This is a genomic window from Exiguobacterium chiriqhucha RW-2 (genome assembly GCF_000416965.1).
In the GTDB taxonomy this organism is placed as follows: domain Bacteria; phylum Bacillota; class Bacilli; order Exiguobacteriales; family Exiguobacteriaceae; genus Exiguobacterium; species Exiguobacterium chiriqhucha.
Window position 1 is genome coordinate 1 of the sequence record NZ_ATCL01000023.1, and the last position, 14,484, is coordinate 14,484.

The 14,484-nt window shown below is 51.0% G+C and carries 14 protein-coding genes, 1 tRNA gene and 1 rRNA gene; all 16 read left to right on the forward strand.

Annotation, left to right across the window (positions count from 1 at the left end):
- Positions 1-72 (forward strand) — tRNA-Glu (locus M467_RS31290).
- Between the two features lie 68 nt (positions 73-140).
- Complete coding sequence (gene tilS / locus M467_RS31295) at positions 141-1,370, forward strand: tRNA lysidine(34) synthetase TilS (RefSeq protein WP_021068187.1); 1,230 nt, start codon at positions 141-143, stop codon at positions 1,368-1,370.
- A gap of 35 nt (positions 1,371-1,405) precedes the next feature.
- The gene (gene hpt, locus M467_RS31300; protein ID WP_021068188.1) at positions 1,406-1,951 is read left to right on the forward strand and encodes a hypoxanthine phosphoribosyltransferase; all 546 of its coding nucleotides are present in this window, start codon (positions 1,406-1,408) and stop codon (positions 1,949-1,951) included.
- 105 nt (positions 1,952-2,056) lie between these two features.
- Entirely contained in the window at positions 2,057-4,084 is a 2,028-nt protein-coding gene (gene ftsH / locus M467_RS31305) for an ATP-dependent zinc metalloprotease FtsH (protein WP_021068189.1), read from the forward strand.
- Positions 4,085-4,178: 94 nt separating this feature from the next.
- Positions 4,179-4,943: a type III pantothenate kinase gene (locus M467_RS31310; RefSeq protein ID WP_021068190.1), complete on the forward strand. Its 765-nt coding sequence runs from the start codon at positions 4,179-4,181 to the stop codon at positions 4,941-4,943.
- 20 nt (positions 4,944-4,963) lie between these two features.
- The gene (gene hslO / locus M467_RS31315; RefSeq protein ID WP_021068191.1) at positions 4,964-5,890 is read left to right on the forward strand and encodes an Hsp33 family molecular chaperone HslO; all 927 of its coding nucleotides are present in this window, start codon (positions 4,964-4,966) and stop codon (positions 5,888-5,890) included.
- Positions 5,891-5,976: 86 nt separating this feature from the next.
- Positions 5,977-6,930: a cysteine synthase A gene (cysK, locus tag M467_RS31320; RefSeq protein WP_021068192.1), complete on the forward strand. Its 954-nt coding sequence runs from the start codon at positions 5,977-5,979 to the stop codon at positions 6,928-6,930.
- Positions 6,931-7,024: 94 nt separating this feature from the next.
- Positions 7,025-8,404, forward strand: a complete 1,380-nt coding sequence (locus M467_RS31325) for an anthranilate synthase component I family protein (RefSeq protein ID WP_021068193.1) — start codon at positions 7,025-7,027, stop codon at positions 8,402-8,404.
- Positions 8,401-8,985 carry an aminodeoxychorismate/anthranilate synthase component II gene (pabA, locus tag M467_RS31330; protein ID WP_021068194.1) on the forward strand — a complete coding sequence of 195 codons (585 nt, stop codon included), beginning with the start codon at positions 8,401-8,403 and terminating at the stop codon, positions 8,983-8,985. The genes M467_RS31325 and pabA overlap by 4 nt, the downstream gene beginning before the upstream one ends.
- Positions 8,969-9,799: an aminotransferase class IV gene (locus tag M467_RS31335; RefSeq protein ID WP_021068195.1), complete on the forward strand. Its 831-nt coding sequence runs from the start codon at positions 8,969-8,971 to the stop codon at positions 9,797-9,799. Before pabA ends, M467_RS31335 begins: the two co-directional genes overlap by 17 nt.
- The gene (gene folP, locus M467_RS31340) at positions 9,796-10,581 is read left to right on the forward strand and encodes a dihydropteroate synthase (protein ID WP_021068196.1); all 786 of its coding nucleotides are present in this window, start codon (positions 9,796-9,798) and stop codon (positions 10,579-10,581) included. Before M467_RS31335 ends, folP begins: the two co-directional genes overlap by 4 nt.
- A complete protein-coding gene (gene folB / locus M467_RS31345; protein ID WP_021068197.1) occupies positions 10,574-10,939 on the forward strand; it encodes a dihydroneopterin aldolase in 366 nt (121 codons plus the stop codon). The genes folP and folB overlap by 8 nt, the downstream gene beginning before the upstream one ends.
- Complete coding sequence (gene folK, locus M467_RS31350; RefSeq protein ID WP_021068198.1) at positions 10,936-11,439, forward strand: 2-amino-4-hydroxy-6-hydroxymethyldihydropteridine diphosphokinase; 504 nt, start codon at positions 10,936-10,938, stop codon at positions 11,437-11,439. The genes folB and folK overlap by 4 nt, the downstream gene beginning before the upstream one ends.
- A gap of 79 nt (positions 11,440-11,518) precedes the next feature.
- Entirely contained in the window at positions 11,519-12,457 is a 939-nt protein-coding gene (dusB, locus tag M467_RS31355; RefSeq protein WP_051627769.1) for a tRNA dihydrouridine synthase DusB, read from the forward strand.
- 145 nt (positions 12,458-12,602) lie between these two features.
- Positions 12,603-14,093: a lysine--tRNA ligase gene (lysS, locus tag M467_RS31360; RefSeq protein ID WP_021068200.1), complete on the forward strand. Its 1,491-nt coding sequence runs from the start codon at positions 12,603-12,605 to the stop codon at positions 14,091-14,093.
- Between the two features lie 329 nt (positions 14,094-14,422).
- Positions 14,423-14,484 (forward strand): 16S ribosomal RNA (locus M467_RS31365); the annotation flags it as partial.

Genomic DNA, 14,484 nt, shown 5'->3' on the forward strand with positions numbered 1-14,484 from the left:
GGCCCGTTGGTCAAGCGGTTAAGACACCGCCCTTTCACGGCGGTAACACGGGTTCGAATCCCGTACGGGTCACTTACCTAAGCGAAAAGAAGCCATCTCACTCGAGATGGCTTCTTTTGTTATATCAAGGAGGCGGACGGATGACGAGAGTATTGGTTGCCGTGTCCGGTGGAATCGATTCGGTCGTCTTGTTGGATCGGGTCATTCGGAACGGTATGGAAGTGGGCGTGGCCCATGTCCATCATGGACTGCGTCCCGAGTCGGATGAAGAGTATGAATTTGTGCGACGTTTGGCCGACAAGTACGACGTGCCATTTCATGGCAAACGGCTCGCTTTCCCGAACGGCGGTTCGCAGGCGAGTTACCGGACGGCACGATATGCGTTCTTTGAACAGGTTATGCAGAAGTTCGACTATACACAACTGATGACGGCCCATCACGCGGATGACCAACTCGAGACCGTCCTCATTCAACTGCAGCGTAACGTCGTCGAAGTGACGGGGATTCCTGAGCGTCGTCCGTTCGCAGGAGGAGAACTCGTTCGTCCGCTCTTATCGGAACCGAAGCGGGAACTGATTGCCTATGCCAAACGATACGGACTTGAATGGAGAGAAGATGCGAGCAACGCCACGACCGAATATTTGCGCAATCAAGTGCGGCATCAGATCGTGCCCCAGCTCCTCGCGTCGCAACCGAATCTTGTTCAAGTTGTGAGCGAAACAGCTCGGCATCAACGCGAATTGTGGCGGACCCGCTACCGACAGATGGAGAATTGGATCCAGGACAACGTGCGACTCGAGATGAAAGCGTTTCACGTGAAATCGGATAACTTGATGTGTCTAAATCCTGTCGAACGATACACCGTCGGGCGCCTGCTATCAATGCGCTACGGGGTAGAGGTGGGGACCGCGATCGACCGTCTGTTAACGAGTGCCCAAGGTTCTGGCCACTTCGACTTAGAGGGGTCATGGGGCCTGCGGAAACAAGACGGGCTCTTATCGTTACAGGCAACTGGTCAATCGCTCCTAGCCCCACACAAACAAGTGGTAACGACCTTCCCAGCGCATGTAGTGTTCGGGACTTCATTATTCTCACTAGACGTTGAGGATGATACGGACGGCATCCCGCTCGAGGCGATCGAGTTGCCGTTGATCATCCGCTCTGTCGAGGCTGGGGACGCGATGAAACTGTCCATCGGGACGAAAAAAGTCGCCCGCATCTTCATTGACGCGAAGATTCCGCGAGAAAAACGGCCATTCGTCCCATTGATAGTTGACGCAACGGGACGGATTATCGCTATAGTAGGGGTAAGAGTTTCCGATTTTCCGGATAAGTCGGGTGCGATGTGCCCACGATTAATGGTAAAATGATGATTGTGTCGGATAAGAAAGAGGAGGATTTTAAGATGTCATTAATGAACGATATGGAGAAAGTACTGATTTCAAGCGAAGAGATTCAAGGTAAAGTGAAAGAACTCGCTACAACACTTAGCGAAGAATATAAAGAAGAGTTTCCACTCCTCGTCTGCGTGTTAAAAGGTGCGATGCCATTCATGTCAGACCTCGTCAAAGAAATGGACATCCATTTAGAAATGGATTTCATGGACGTGTCGACGTACCATGGCGGAACGTCATCGACGGGTGAAGTAAAAATTGAGAAAGATTTAAATACATCTGTAGAAGGACGCGACATCTTGATTGTAGAAGATATCATTGATAGTGGACTTACGCTCGGCTATCTCGTCGACCTGCTCAAGTACCGCAAAGCCAAGTCGGTTAAAATCGTGACGCTTCTTGATAAACCGACGGGCCGCAAGAACGGATTGTCGGCAGATTATAGCGGTTTCGTTATTCCGCACGAGTTTGTTGTCGGCTATGGTCTCGATTACGAAGAGAAATATCGTAACCTTCCGTACGTCGGTGTGCTCAAGCCGAGCATTTACGGGGGCTAACGTTTTTCTTTTGAAAATGCGTCGTGTTAAGATAAAAGAAATACCCAAAGTATACACATATACTGAATGGGCGAGAACATCGTTTCTCGGAATAGGAGGCAGAGAATGAATCGTGCAGTGAAAAACACCTTAGTTTTCGGTGTGATTTTCCTAGCCTTGATCTTGTTCCTTCAATATTTACAAAACCCGAATAGCCAGAGCGAGACGCTTACGTATTCGAAGTTCTTGGAATATGTGGAAGAAGGTCGGATTGAAACGGCAACCGTACAAGAAATTCCGGGAGCCATCTCAATTACAGGAGATCTAACAGGAGACGAAGATCAGCGTTTTGAAACGAATATCCCGGCCAACGAGGCCGAATACGCCGAAGTGCTCTCGTCACTTCGCGCGGATACCGACATCCAAATCGAAGAAGCAGAGTCGAGTGGTAGCTGGTTCAGCATCGTATTCGCGATCTTACCGTTCATCATCATCTTCATCTTATTCTTCTTCTTGCTCAACCAAGCCCAAGGTGGCGGTGGTGGTGGTCGTGTGATGAACTTCGGGAAATCGAAGGCGAAATTATACGATCAAGAGAAGCGCCGTGTGACGTTTGAAGACGTTGCCGGAGCGGATGAAGAGAAGCAAGAGCTCATCGAAGTCGTTGAATTCTTGAAAGACCCACGTAAGTTCTCGAAACTCGGGGCACGGATTCCGAAAGGTGTCTTGCTTGTCGGTCCTCCGGGAACAGGTAAAACATTGCTCGCTCGTGCAGCTGCAGGAGAAGCCGGTGTACCGTTCTTCTCAATCTCAGGTTCTGACTTCGTCGAAATGTTCGTCGGTGTCGGGGCGTCACGTGTACGTGACTTGTTCGAGAATGCGAAAAAGAACGCACCGTGTATCATCTTTATCGATGAAATCGATGCGGTCGGACGTCAACGTGGCGCTGGCCTCGGTGGTGGACATGACGAGCGTGAACAAACGCTTAACCAACTTCTTGTTGAGATGGATGGATTCAGTGACAACGAAGGGATCATCATGATTGCCGCGACGAACCGTCCGGATATTCTTGACCCGGCCCTTCTTCGCCCAGGTCGATTTGACCGTCAAATCACGGTTGATCGTCCGGATGTTAAAGGCCGTGAAGCAGTCCTCAAAGTTCACGCCCGCAACAAGCCACTTGATTCGACAGTCGACTTGAAGTCGATTGCGCAGCGGACACCTGGATTCTCAGGTGCTGACCTTGAAAACTTATTGAACGAAGCGGCGCTCGTCGCAGCCCGGTCTGACCGTTCAGCGGTATCAGTCGTGGATGTCGAGGAAGCGATTGACCGCGTCATCGCCGGTCCTTCTAAGAAGAGCCGTGTCATCTCGGAGAAAGAACGACAAATCGTCGCCTATCATGAAGCGGGTCATACGATTATCGGGATTGAACTTGAGAATGCAGATGAAGTGCATAAAGTGACGATCGTTCCTCGCGGTAACGCAGGCGGCTATGTCGTCATGCTTCCAAAAGAAGATCGCTACTTCATGACGAAACCTGAGCTTGAAGATAAAATCGTCGGTCTCCTCGGGGGCCGCGTGGCGGAAGACGTCATCTTCGGTGAAGTGTCAACAGGAGCAAGCAATGATTTCCAACGTGCGACTGGTATCGCCCGGAAGATGGTCATGGATTACGGGATGAGCGACAAGCTCGGGCCGCTCCAACTTGGGTCAAACCATGGTGGACAAGTCTTCCTTGGCCGTGACTTCCAAACGGAACAGAACTACTCGGATGCGATTGCACAAGACATCGACCTCGAGATTCGTGATATCATCAACCGTTGTTACGCGAAAGCGAAACAAATCTTGACGGATCGTAGAGACGATCTCGAACTCGTCGCGAAGACGTTGCTCGAAGTCGAGACGCTCGATTCGAAACAGATTCGTCACTTGATTAAGACGCGCGAATATCTTCCGCACGAACCGGAAGAGCCGTCTGAACCATCGAAAGATGATGCAAGCGACGAAGCGAAGAAAGATGAGGCGGCCGTCAAGCACGGACAAGTCATCGATCAGCCTGGAGTCGTTCAAGAAGCGAAGCCGGATGTTGTCCCTGAAGGCGATAAGCCGGAAGCGACACCGACGGAACGCCCGAACAACGAATCACGGTAAGTGTAAGAGACGAATGCCCTAAACAAGGCATTCGTCTTTTTTCGTGTTATAATTCGAGCGAACTGTAATTGACAACAAAGTGAGGAACGCTATCATGATTTTAGTGATTGATGTTGGGAATACAAATATTGTCCTTGGGATGTATGACGGCGAGACACTCGTCCATCATTGGCGCATCTCGACAGACCGCACGAAAACGACCGATGAATACGGCATGCTCGTGAAATCACTGTTCGATCATTCGAACGTCTCATTCGATCAGATTGACGGTGTGATTCTGTCTTCGGTCGTTCCGCCGGTCATCTTTCCGCTCGAGCAGATGTCGCAGCGCTACTTTAACGTCCGACCGATTGTCGTCGGTCCCGGCGTAAAAACCGGTCTCGACATTCATGTTGATAATCCGCGTGAAGTCGGAGCGGACCGCATCGTCAACGCGGTTGCTGGAATTGCCAAGTATGATGGACCGCTCATCATCGTCGATTTCGGAACGGCGACGACGTACTGCTATATTGATGAGAACCGCCGTTATCACGGAGGCATCATTTCACCGGGGATCATGATTTCGGTCGAGGCGCTCTATCAACGGGCGGCCAAGCTGCCGCGCATCGAGCTCGCGACACCGCCTACGGTCGTTGGGAAAAATACAATTCAAGCGATGCAGTCCGGGACGTATTACGGCTATGTCGCACAAGTCGATGGCATTGTCGGTCGTATGAAGCGTGAAGTCGGAGAAGCGACCGTGATTGCCACGGGCGGTCTCGCGCGTTTGATTAGCGAGCATGCAGAGACGATTGATGTCGTCGATTCATTTTTGACGCTCGATGGGCTTCGTCTCATCTATGAGCGCAACCAGAAATAAACTTAAAGGAGTTACTCGATATGATTCAACCAGAACAACAAGCATTACTTTACCAAATGAAAGCCGATTACCTCGTCCGTGCCCTCGGGTTCAACGGGGAAGTCCGCGCGTTTGCCGTCCGGACGACAAAAACAATCTTTGAAACGCAACTCCGTCACCAGACGACACCGGTCGCTTCAGCAGCGCTCGGTCGCACGATGACGATCGGGACGATGATCGGTGCGATGCAAAAAGGCGCCGCTCGCGTGACGCTCAAAGTCGAAGGCGATGGACCGATTGGGAAAATCATCGTCGATGCCGATACGGCGGGAGACGTGCGCGGTTACGTGTCACATCCTCGTGTCGAAGGCGGCACGTTTGTGAATGATCACGGTTTGACAAAGTTGAAAGTCGGTGAAGCCGTCGGACGCGGGACGATCTCGGTCATTAAAGACCTCGGTTTGAAAGACTTTGTCGGCGGCTCGTCTGAGATTCAAACGGGTGAGATTAGCGAAGACTTCACGTACTACTTTGCGACGTCAGAACAAGTACCGTCAGTCGTCGGTGCGGGTGTGCTCGTCCTTCCAGAAGATGAATCGATTCTTGCGGCCGGTGGCATTATCGTTCAATTGATGCCGGATGCGTCAGAAGAGACGATTCAAGCGCTTGAACAGGCGCTCAAGACGTTCCCGCCAGTGTCGGTCCTCATCGGTGAAGAGAAAACACCGGAAGAAATGCTCCATATGCTCCTTGGCGACAGCCTCGAAGTGTTGGATCAAAAACCGGTTCAATTTAATTGCACATGTGGCCGCGACCGTATGGAAAGCGCGATTATCGGGCTCGGTGCCGAAGAGATTCGTCACATGATTGAAGAGGATGGCGGCGCTGAAGCGGTTTGTCACTTCTGCGGCGAGAAATACCACTTCTCGGCGGAACAATTAGAAACGATGAAACAACAAGCACGTTGACCGCTTTACTCCAAATTGCATATTTTGAATCTGATAGGGTATGATTACAATATCGGAATAGTCGGAATTATGGAGGAGGAAATGAAATGCGTATCGTAGATTCAGTAACAGACTTGATTGGAAAGACACCGATTGTGAAGTTGAATGGATTGACTGGCGCTGAAGATGCCACGGTTTACTTGAAATTGGAGTATATGAACCCGGGCTCTAGCGTAAAAGACCGGATTGCGCTCGCTATGATTGAAGCGGCTGAACGAGAAGGGGTCTTGAAACCAGGAGATACGATTATCGAACCGACCAGTGGGAACACGGGAATCGGTCTCGCCATGGTCAGTGCGGCCAAAGGCTATAAAGCGATTTTGGTCATGCCGGAAACGATGAGCATGGAACGTCGCAATTTGCTTCGTGGCTACGGTGCCGAACTCATTTTGACGCCGGGTCCTGAAGGGATGGGCGGAGCGATTCGCCGTGCGACGGAAGAGGCTGAACAAAACGGTTATTTCCTCCCGCAGCAGTTTAACAATGAAGCTAACCCGAACGTGCACGAGATGACGACAGGACCTGAAATCGTCGACGCGTTCGATGCGTCAGGCCTTCAAGTCGATGCGTTCATCGCCGGCGTCGGGACAGGTGGAACAATCACGGGAGCGGGTAAAGTGTTGAAAGCCCACTATCCGAACGTTCAAATCCTAGCGGTCGAACCGGTCGATTCACCGGTCTTGTCGGGTGGTAAACCAGGTCCGCATAAAATCCAAGGGATCGGGGCCGGGTTCATCCCGTCGATTCTAGATACGGAGATTTATGAAGGTGTCCTTCAAATCACGACCGATCAGGCGTTCGAATACGCACGTCTTGCGGCCAAAACGAACGGCGTGCTCGGAGGCATCTCATCTGGGGCGGCGATCGCAGCGGCTGTCGATACGGCGAAACGTCTCGGCAAAGGGAAAAACGTGCTGGCAATCATCCCGTCAAACGGAGAACGCTACCTCAGCACACCGCTCTATCAATTCGATGAAGAATCAGATAGCGTACGCTCGTAAACAAACGGCAGTTACCGGGAGACAACTTCTTTCGGTAACTGCCTTTTCTTGTGTACAATTAAAGGCATGAATCAGTGGAACGGGGGAATGTGGCGTGAGACAAACAGCGTTCAAAACCATGAGTATGACAAAAGAGAAGATGTACGACACATATATGACATTGACGGAAGGGAAGAAGCATTATGCGTGGTTAGAGAGCGGACGCGTCGGCCGCTATACAATGGCCGGGATTGAACCGTTCGCTACGCTTCACGTGAAAGATGGGGTCGGAACGTTCGAGACATCAGAGGCGACGGAAACACTTTACGGTGACCCGCTCGACATCGTCGAAACAATCCGGACCCGGTACGCCACCGAGCGGCCAGCTGGCGCTCCCCCGTTTTTTGGCGGGATGATCGGCTATGTAAGCTATGACGTAGCCCGAACGCTCGAACGTTTACCGCGGCAAGCGGCAGACGATTTGGCGACACCGGACGTCTCGTTCTTGCTGTTCGATGAAGTAGCAGTCTTCGATGAAGAAGAATCGCTTTTATACGTGATGGTCACGGCCGATGAGCAAGCGGAGGCGAAACTCGAGCGCTTTGCCGCCCTCTGGCGAACAGAAACACATTATGCGTTTCCGCCGCTTACGAGCGGAACGGTCGAGCGATCCCGTTCGCTGTCACAGGATGAATTCGTTGCGGCCGTGCAAAAGATTCAAGACTACATCGTCGAGGGCGATGTGTTCCAAGTGAACTTGAGCGTCCGGCAGTCGGAACCGCTACTCGCACACCCGCGTCACATCTACGACACGCTCCGGAAAGTGAACCCTTCACCGTATATGGGTTATTTCGTTGACGATTCGCTCACGATGGTGTCGGCTTCGCCGGAACTGTTGCTCGAGAAACATGGCGCCGCCATCTCGACCCGCCCGATTGCTGGGACGAGACCACGAGGACGAGATGAGGCGGAAGATCTGGAACTGGCTCGGACGCTGCTCGATAATGAGAAAGAGCGGGCCGAACACGTCATGCTCGTTGACCTTGAACGAAACGACTTGGGCAAAGTCGCGGCTTACGGGACAGTGCATGTCGATGAGCTGATGGTCATCGAGAAGTACTCGCACGTCCAACATATCGTCTCGAACGTGCGCGGTTTGATGCGGGACGGCATATCGGGAGCCGAAGCACTCGGCGCGATGTTCCCGGGCGGCACCATCACCGGGGCACCGAAAATCCGGACGATGGAAATCATCGAAGAACTCGAACCGGTCCGACGCGGGATTTATACCGGCTCATACGGCTGGCTTAGTTGGGATGATGACCTCGTGTTCAACATCACGATTCGGACGATGGTCGTCAAGGACGGAATCGCCCATGTTCAGGCTGGTGCCGGGATTGTGATTGATTCGGATCCTGAAGCGGAGTACGCCGAATCACTTTCCAAGGCGAAAGCGCTATGGACGGCGAAAGAAAGGACGGAGACGACGGTATGATTTTACTCATCGATAACTATGACTCGTTCACATACAATTTAGTTCAATACTTTGGGGAGCTCGGTGAACAACTCGTCGTCCGTCGTAACGATGACATCACAATCGAGGAAATTGAAGCGCTCGCCCCAAGTTATCTCGTCATTTCGCCTGGTCCGTGCACACCGAGTGAGGCGGGTATCAGCATCGATGCGATTCAGGCGTTTGCCGGTCGCATCCCAATTCTTGGCGTCTGTCTCGGACATCAAGCGATTGCTCAAGCGTTCGGCGGAAAAGTCGTCCATGCCGAGCGGCTAATGCATGGCAAGACGTCAGCGATTCAACATGACGGAAACACGCTGTTTAACGGCATCCCGCAACAGACAATCGTGACACGCTACCATTCGCTCGCGGTCGAACGAGATACCTTACCGTCGTGCTTGAAAGTCACGGCCGAGACGGGCCTAGGAGAGATTATGGCACTCCGGCATGAAACGTTACCGATTGAAGGGGTGCAGTTTCATCCGGAAGCGATTTTGACAGAACACGGCAAAGACATGATTCGTAATTTCGTCGAGGTGTATCGTCATGTGGCTTTGGCATAACGGCGAACTGCGGGGCAGCTCTGAAGTAACGATTCCGGTGGAAGATCACGGATTTTTATATGGGATGGGCCTGTTCGAGACGTTTCGAACGTTCAATGGCATCCCGTTCTTGTTTGATCTTCACTGGGAACGTCTCGAAAAGAGCTTAGTGGAACTATGGATTGATTTACCGTATACGAAACAAGAGATGGAGCAGGCGATTCAAGACGTCGTTCGTCAAAACGGGACCCCGAACCTGTATGTGCGCTTGAACGTGTCCGCGGGGGTGGCGCCACTTGGACTCTACGACGGACGCTACACTCGTCCGAACGTGACACTGCTCGTCAAGCCGTTACCGGAATCGTTCCAGCCCACGGAAAAACGGCTGGAAGCCATCCCGTTTCCGAGAAGTCGGCCCGAAGCAGCATTCCGCTTAAAATCCCATCATTATATGAACAATATATTAGGGAAGCGCATGCTCGTTGATCGGGAGGCGGAAGGACTGTTCGCCGATGACTCAGGACATGTCGTAGAAGGGCTTGTCTCGAATATCTTCTGGGTCGAAGCTGACCAACTTTGGACGACGCCGCTCGCGACGGGACCTCTGGCTGGGGTCACGCGACGTTGGGTGATGGATACGTTTGATGTGAAGGAACGTGATGTGACGTTTGCTGAACTTACACAGGCAGACGAGATTTGGTTGACCAATTCGGTTCAACAGATTGCTCCGGTCACAGACTATGCCGGGAACAGTTATCCAGGAAAAGACGGGGCAAAATTTAAAGCATGTTGGTCTGTCTTGTTGCATGCGATTGAGAGGGAAGAAACGCGATGACAAAAATCATGGGAATTTTAAATGTGACACCGGATTCGTTTTCGGACGGAGGACGGTATACGGCGCTCGAACAGGCGGTCGCTCACGCCAAGCAACTCGTTCAAGACGGAGCGGACGCGATTGATATCGGCGGAGAATCGACACGGCCGGGAGCCCGGTTCGTCTCGGCGGAAGAAGAAATCGAGCGAGTCGTTCCTGTCATTCGTCAACTGAAGCAAGAGCTCGACGTGCTCATCTCGATCGATACGTACAAACCGGTGGTGGCAAAGGCAGCATTAGAAGCCGGGGCCGATATCATCAATGACGTCTGGGGCTCGAAGTGGGGCGATCAATCGATGGCACAAGTGGCACGGGCGTTTAACGTTCCCATCATCTTGATGCACAATCGCGACAATCGAAATTATGGCCATTTCATTGAGGAGGTCGTCGGTGACTTGTATGAATCGATTGAAATCGCTCAAGCGGCAGGTGTGCCGGATGAGATGATTTGGTTAGACCCGGGAATCGGCTTTGCGAAAGACTATGCGCAAAACATGGAGTTGATGAATCGACTCGACGTGATCACGAACCTCGGTTATCCGGTGTTACTCGGAACGTCGCGGAAATCATTTATCGGGCAAGCGCTTGATTTACCGACCGAAGAACGACTGGAAGGGACACTGGCGACGACGTGTCTAGGCATCATGAAAGGCTGTGCGTGGATTCGGGTCCATGACGTACGAGAGAATAAACGAGCGTCACTCATGATGGACGCGATGCTGGGAGGCGGACAAATTGGATAAGATGTTTGTGAATGGGATGCGTTTTTACGGCTATCACGGTGTGTTTGCAGAAGAGAATCGACTCGGTCAACGGTTTAACATCGATTTGATGTGTGAGTTGGATTTGGCGCCGGCTGGACAATCGGATGATTTATCAGACGGGGTCAGCTACGCCGGTCTCTATCAATTGACGGAAGACATCGTCACCGGGGAGCCAGTCAATCTACTTGAGGCGCTAGGCGAGCGCATTACGACGGCTGTTTTGGCCCACAGCGACAAGATTCAAAGCGTCACCGTCAAAGTGATCAAGCCGGACCCGCCCATCCCGGGTCATTATGACTCAGTCGCAATTGAGATGACACGGAGACGGAACGTATGATGTACGTAGCGCTGGGCTCGAACATTGGGGAGCGTGCCAACTATCTGGCAGAAGCGATTCAAGCGATGGCGGTAAACGGTCTTCAGGTGACGAAAGAGTCATCCGTATATGAGACGGCACCGGTCGGATACACAGATCAGCCATCCTTCTATAATATGGTCGTCGAAGTCGAGCCGTCGCTTTCTGCGGAAGCAGCCTTGCTTCAACTCCAACAGATTGAACGGGACCTAGGGAGAGAACGACTATTCAAGAATGGACCGCGTACAATCGACCTTGACATCTTGGTCTATAACAGCGAAGATATACAATCGAAGCAGTTAACTGTTCCGCATCCACGGATGCATGAACGCGCTTTTGTCCTTGCCCCGTTCGCGGAGATTGCTCCGGCGGTCGAGGTAAAGGGAATGACGGTGCGGGCGTTGCTAGAAGCCCTTCCTGCGTCGGAACGACAAGATGTCGTCCGTCTCGGGCCGTTACAATCATTAGTCAGCTCGGTTTAACGTTAGCAAAGGAAGTGGAGAAGTGTCAGGGTTCAAAATTGGTAACATCGATATAAAGAACCGCGCCGTCCTTGCCCCGATGGCCGGAGTGACAAACCCTGCGTTTCGTTTGATCGCTAAAGAATTTGGCGCGGGACTCGTCTGTGCTGAAATGGTCAGCGATAAAGGGATTTTATTGGAGAACGCAAGAACGCTCCGGATGCTGTACGTCGATGAACGGGAAAAGCCGCTCAGCCTTCAAATTTTCGGCGGTTCGAAAGATACACTCGTCAGAGCGGCCCAGTACGTAGATCAAAACACGAATGCGGACATCATCGATATCAATATGGGTTGCCCGGTCCCAAAAGTCACGAAGTGTGAGGCGGGTGCCAAATGGTTGCTTGACCCGGACAAAGTTTACGAGATGGTGAACGCCGTCTCGAATGCGGTGGATAAGCCGGTCACGGTCAAAATGCGCCTCGGTTGGGACGAAGACCATATTTATATTCTCGACAATGTTCGGGCGGCTCAATCCGGAGGAGCGGCGGCGATTGCGATTCATGGTCGTACGCGGTCTCAACAATATGAAGGAACCGCAAACTGGGATTGGATTGGCGAAGCCAAGAAGATTGCGACGGTTCCGATTATCGGTAACGGCGATATCTCGACACCTCAAGAAGCAAAACATGCGATTGATCACTATGGTGTCGATGCCGTCATGATCGGGCGGGCAGCGCTTGGTAACCCATGGATGCTGTATCAAACGGTGCAGTATTTGGAGACGGGTGATCTTCCGCCAGAACCAGCGGCGCGTGAAAAAATCGACATCTGTATGTTGCACCTCGATCGCTTGATTGCCATCAAAGGAGAAGTGACGGCCGTTCGCGAGATGCGTCAACATGCGGCGTGGTACTTGAAAGGGTTGAAAGGCAGCGGCCCGGTTCGGAAGCAAATCAACGAAACGGAATCGCGAGATGCTTTTGGCATCGTGTTGTATCATTTTGTGGAACAGCTCGAGCGACAAATGCAAGAAGTGTGAACTAGTGAAAAAAATTGATTTGTGGTAAGCTTGTTTGGCGAAAAAGTGAACCACACAAGCAAACGGTTTAGGCTGTGCTGTTGGCCGTGAGGCTGACAGTTTTTTATTAGACATCCCCAATACGTATAGAGGAGTGAATGGAGTAGTGAGTCACGAGTTGGAAATGAATGACCAAATGCAGGTTCGGTTTGAAAAAATGACCGAGATGCGTGAACAAGGGCTTGACCCGTTCGGACGTCGGTTCGAACGTTCTGCCCACGCCGGTGAATTACATGAACAATATGAGGCAATTGAAAAAGAAGCCTTGGCCGAACAAGACGTCGAAGTGACGCTTGCCGGACGAATCATGACGAAACGTGGAAAAGGGAAAGTCTTCTTTGCCCACATCCAAGACGTCACAGGACAAATCCAAATCTACGTGCGTAAAAATGACGTAGGTGACGAACCGTTCGATTTATTCAAATCATCTGACCTTGGTGACATCGTCGGGGTGAAAGGGAAGCTGTTCAAGACGAACGTCGGCGAATTGTCGATTCATGTTGAAGAGTTCGAACTCTTAACAAAAGCACTTCGTCCGCTTCCTGATAAATATCATGGCTTAAAAGATGTTGAGCAACGCTATCGTCAACGTTATTTGGATTTAATTACGAATAACGATTCGCGTCAAACGTTTATTCTGCGTAGCCGGATCATCTCGGAAATTCGGAATTTCTTGAACCATCGCGGTTACTTGGAAGTCGAAACGCCGATGTTGCATACAATCGCAGGTGGAGCGGCGGCCCGTCCGTTCTTGACGCACCATAATGCACTTGATATGGAATTATATATGCGGATCGCCATCGAGCTTCATTTGAAGCGCTTGATTGTCGGTGGTCTCGAGCGCGTGTATGAGATTGGCCGTGTCTTCCGTAATGAAGGGATCTCAACACGTCATAACCCAGAGTTCACGATGATTGAATTGTATGAAGCGTATGCGGACTATAATGACATCATGGATTTGACAGAAGAACTCGTAGCTCACGTAGCCCAAGAAGTTCTTGGCACGACGGACGTTCAATATGGAGAAGATACGATTCATTTGGCTGTCGGTTGGAAACGTGCGCACATGGTCGACTTGGTTAAAGAAGAAACAGGCGTCGATTTCTGGCAACAGATGTCTGATGAAGATGCACGTGCGCTTGCAAAAGAGCACGGTGTCGAGATTCAAGACCATATGACATTCGGTCACATCGTCAATGAATTCTTTGAGCAGAAAGTCGAAGAAACATTGTTACAACCGACGTTTGTCACCGGTCACCCTGTCGAAGTATCGCCATTGGCGAAAAAGAACGATACAGATCCACGCTTCACGGATCGATTTGAATTGTTCATCGTTCGTCGTGAACATGCTAACGCCTTCACGGAATTGAATGATCCGATTGATCAGCGTGAGCGTTTCGAAGCTCAACTTCTTGAGAAAGAAGCAGGGAATGACGAAGCCCATGAATTGGATAACGATTTCCTTGAGGCACTCGAATACGGAATGCCGCCAACGGGCGGTCTTGGAATCGGAATCGATCGCCTCGTCATGTTGTTGACGAATGCACCATCGATTCGTGATGTTCTATTGTTCCCGACGATGAGACACCAACAGTAAAGAATCATTTTAACCTCTCGTTCTTACAGACGAGAGGTTTTTCTATGGAGAATGTTGCCGGTTTAAAGAGACTAAAAACTTTTTTAGAAAAACTTTTGCAAAAAGTCTTGCGTTCTATTTAGGGATGCGGTAAAGTAATAAACGTTGCCGCTGATGGCAGCGGAAAAGAATAAAAAAAGTGGTTGACAACTGTGTCGATGACTTGTATTATTTTAAGAGTCGCCAATGAGCGACAGACGAACTTTGAAAACTGAACGATGAGGCAAAAAAAGTTTTACAATTTTTGAATGAAGCGCAAGCTTCGTCATTTTTAAAGAGCTATATCAAATTCTTTGGAGAGTTTGATCCTGGCTCAGGACGAACGCTGGCGGCGTGCCTAATACATGCAAGT

Excerpts from the sequence above, each read along its gene's own strand:
- hslO (WP_021068191.1), top strand. The coding sequence starts at position 4,964 with ATGATTCAACCAGAACAACAAGCATTACTTTACCAAATGAAAGCCGAT.
- hpt (WP_021068188.1), top strand. The coding sequence starts at position 1,406 with ATGTCATTAATGAACGATATGGAGAAAGTACTGATTTCAAGCGAAGAG.
- folK (WP_021068198.1), top strand. The coding sequence starts at position 10,936 with ATGATGTACGTAGCGCTGGGCTCGAACATTGGGGAGCGTGCCAACTAT.
- M467_RS31335 (WP_021068195.1), top strand. The coding sequence starts at position 8,969 with ATGTGGCTTTGGCATAACGGCGAACTGCGGGGCAGCTCTGAAGTAACG.
- folP (WP_021068196.1), top strand. The coding sequence starts at position 9,796 with ATGACAAAAATCATGGGAATTTTAAATGTGACACCGGATTCGTTTTCG.
- dusB (WP_051627769.1), top strand. The coding sequence starts at position 11,519 with ATGGCCGGAGTGACAAACCCTGCGTTTCGTTTGATCGCTAAAGAATTT.
- tilS (WP_021068187.1), top strand. The coding sequence starts at position 141 with ATGACGAGAGTATTGGTTGCCGTGTCCGGTGGAATCGATTCGGTCGTC.
- pabA (WP_021068194.1), top strand. The coding sequence starts at position 8,401 with ATGATTTTACTCATCGATAACTATGACTCGTTCACATACAATTTAGTT.
- M467_RS31310 (WP_021068190.1), top strand. The coding sequence starts at position 4,179 with ATGATTTTAGTGATTGATGTTGGGAATACAAATATTGTCCTTGGGATG.
- ftsH (WP_021068189.1), top strand. The coding sequence starts at position 2,057 with ATGAATCGTGCAGTGAAAAACACCTTAGTTTTCGGTGTGATTTTCCTA.
- cysK (WP_021068192.1), top strand. The coding sequence starts at position 5,977 with ATGCGTATCGTAGATTCAGTAACAGACTTGATTGGAAAGACACCGATT.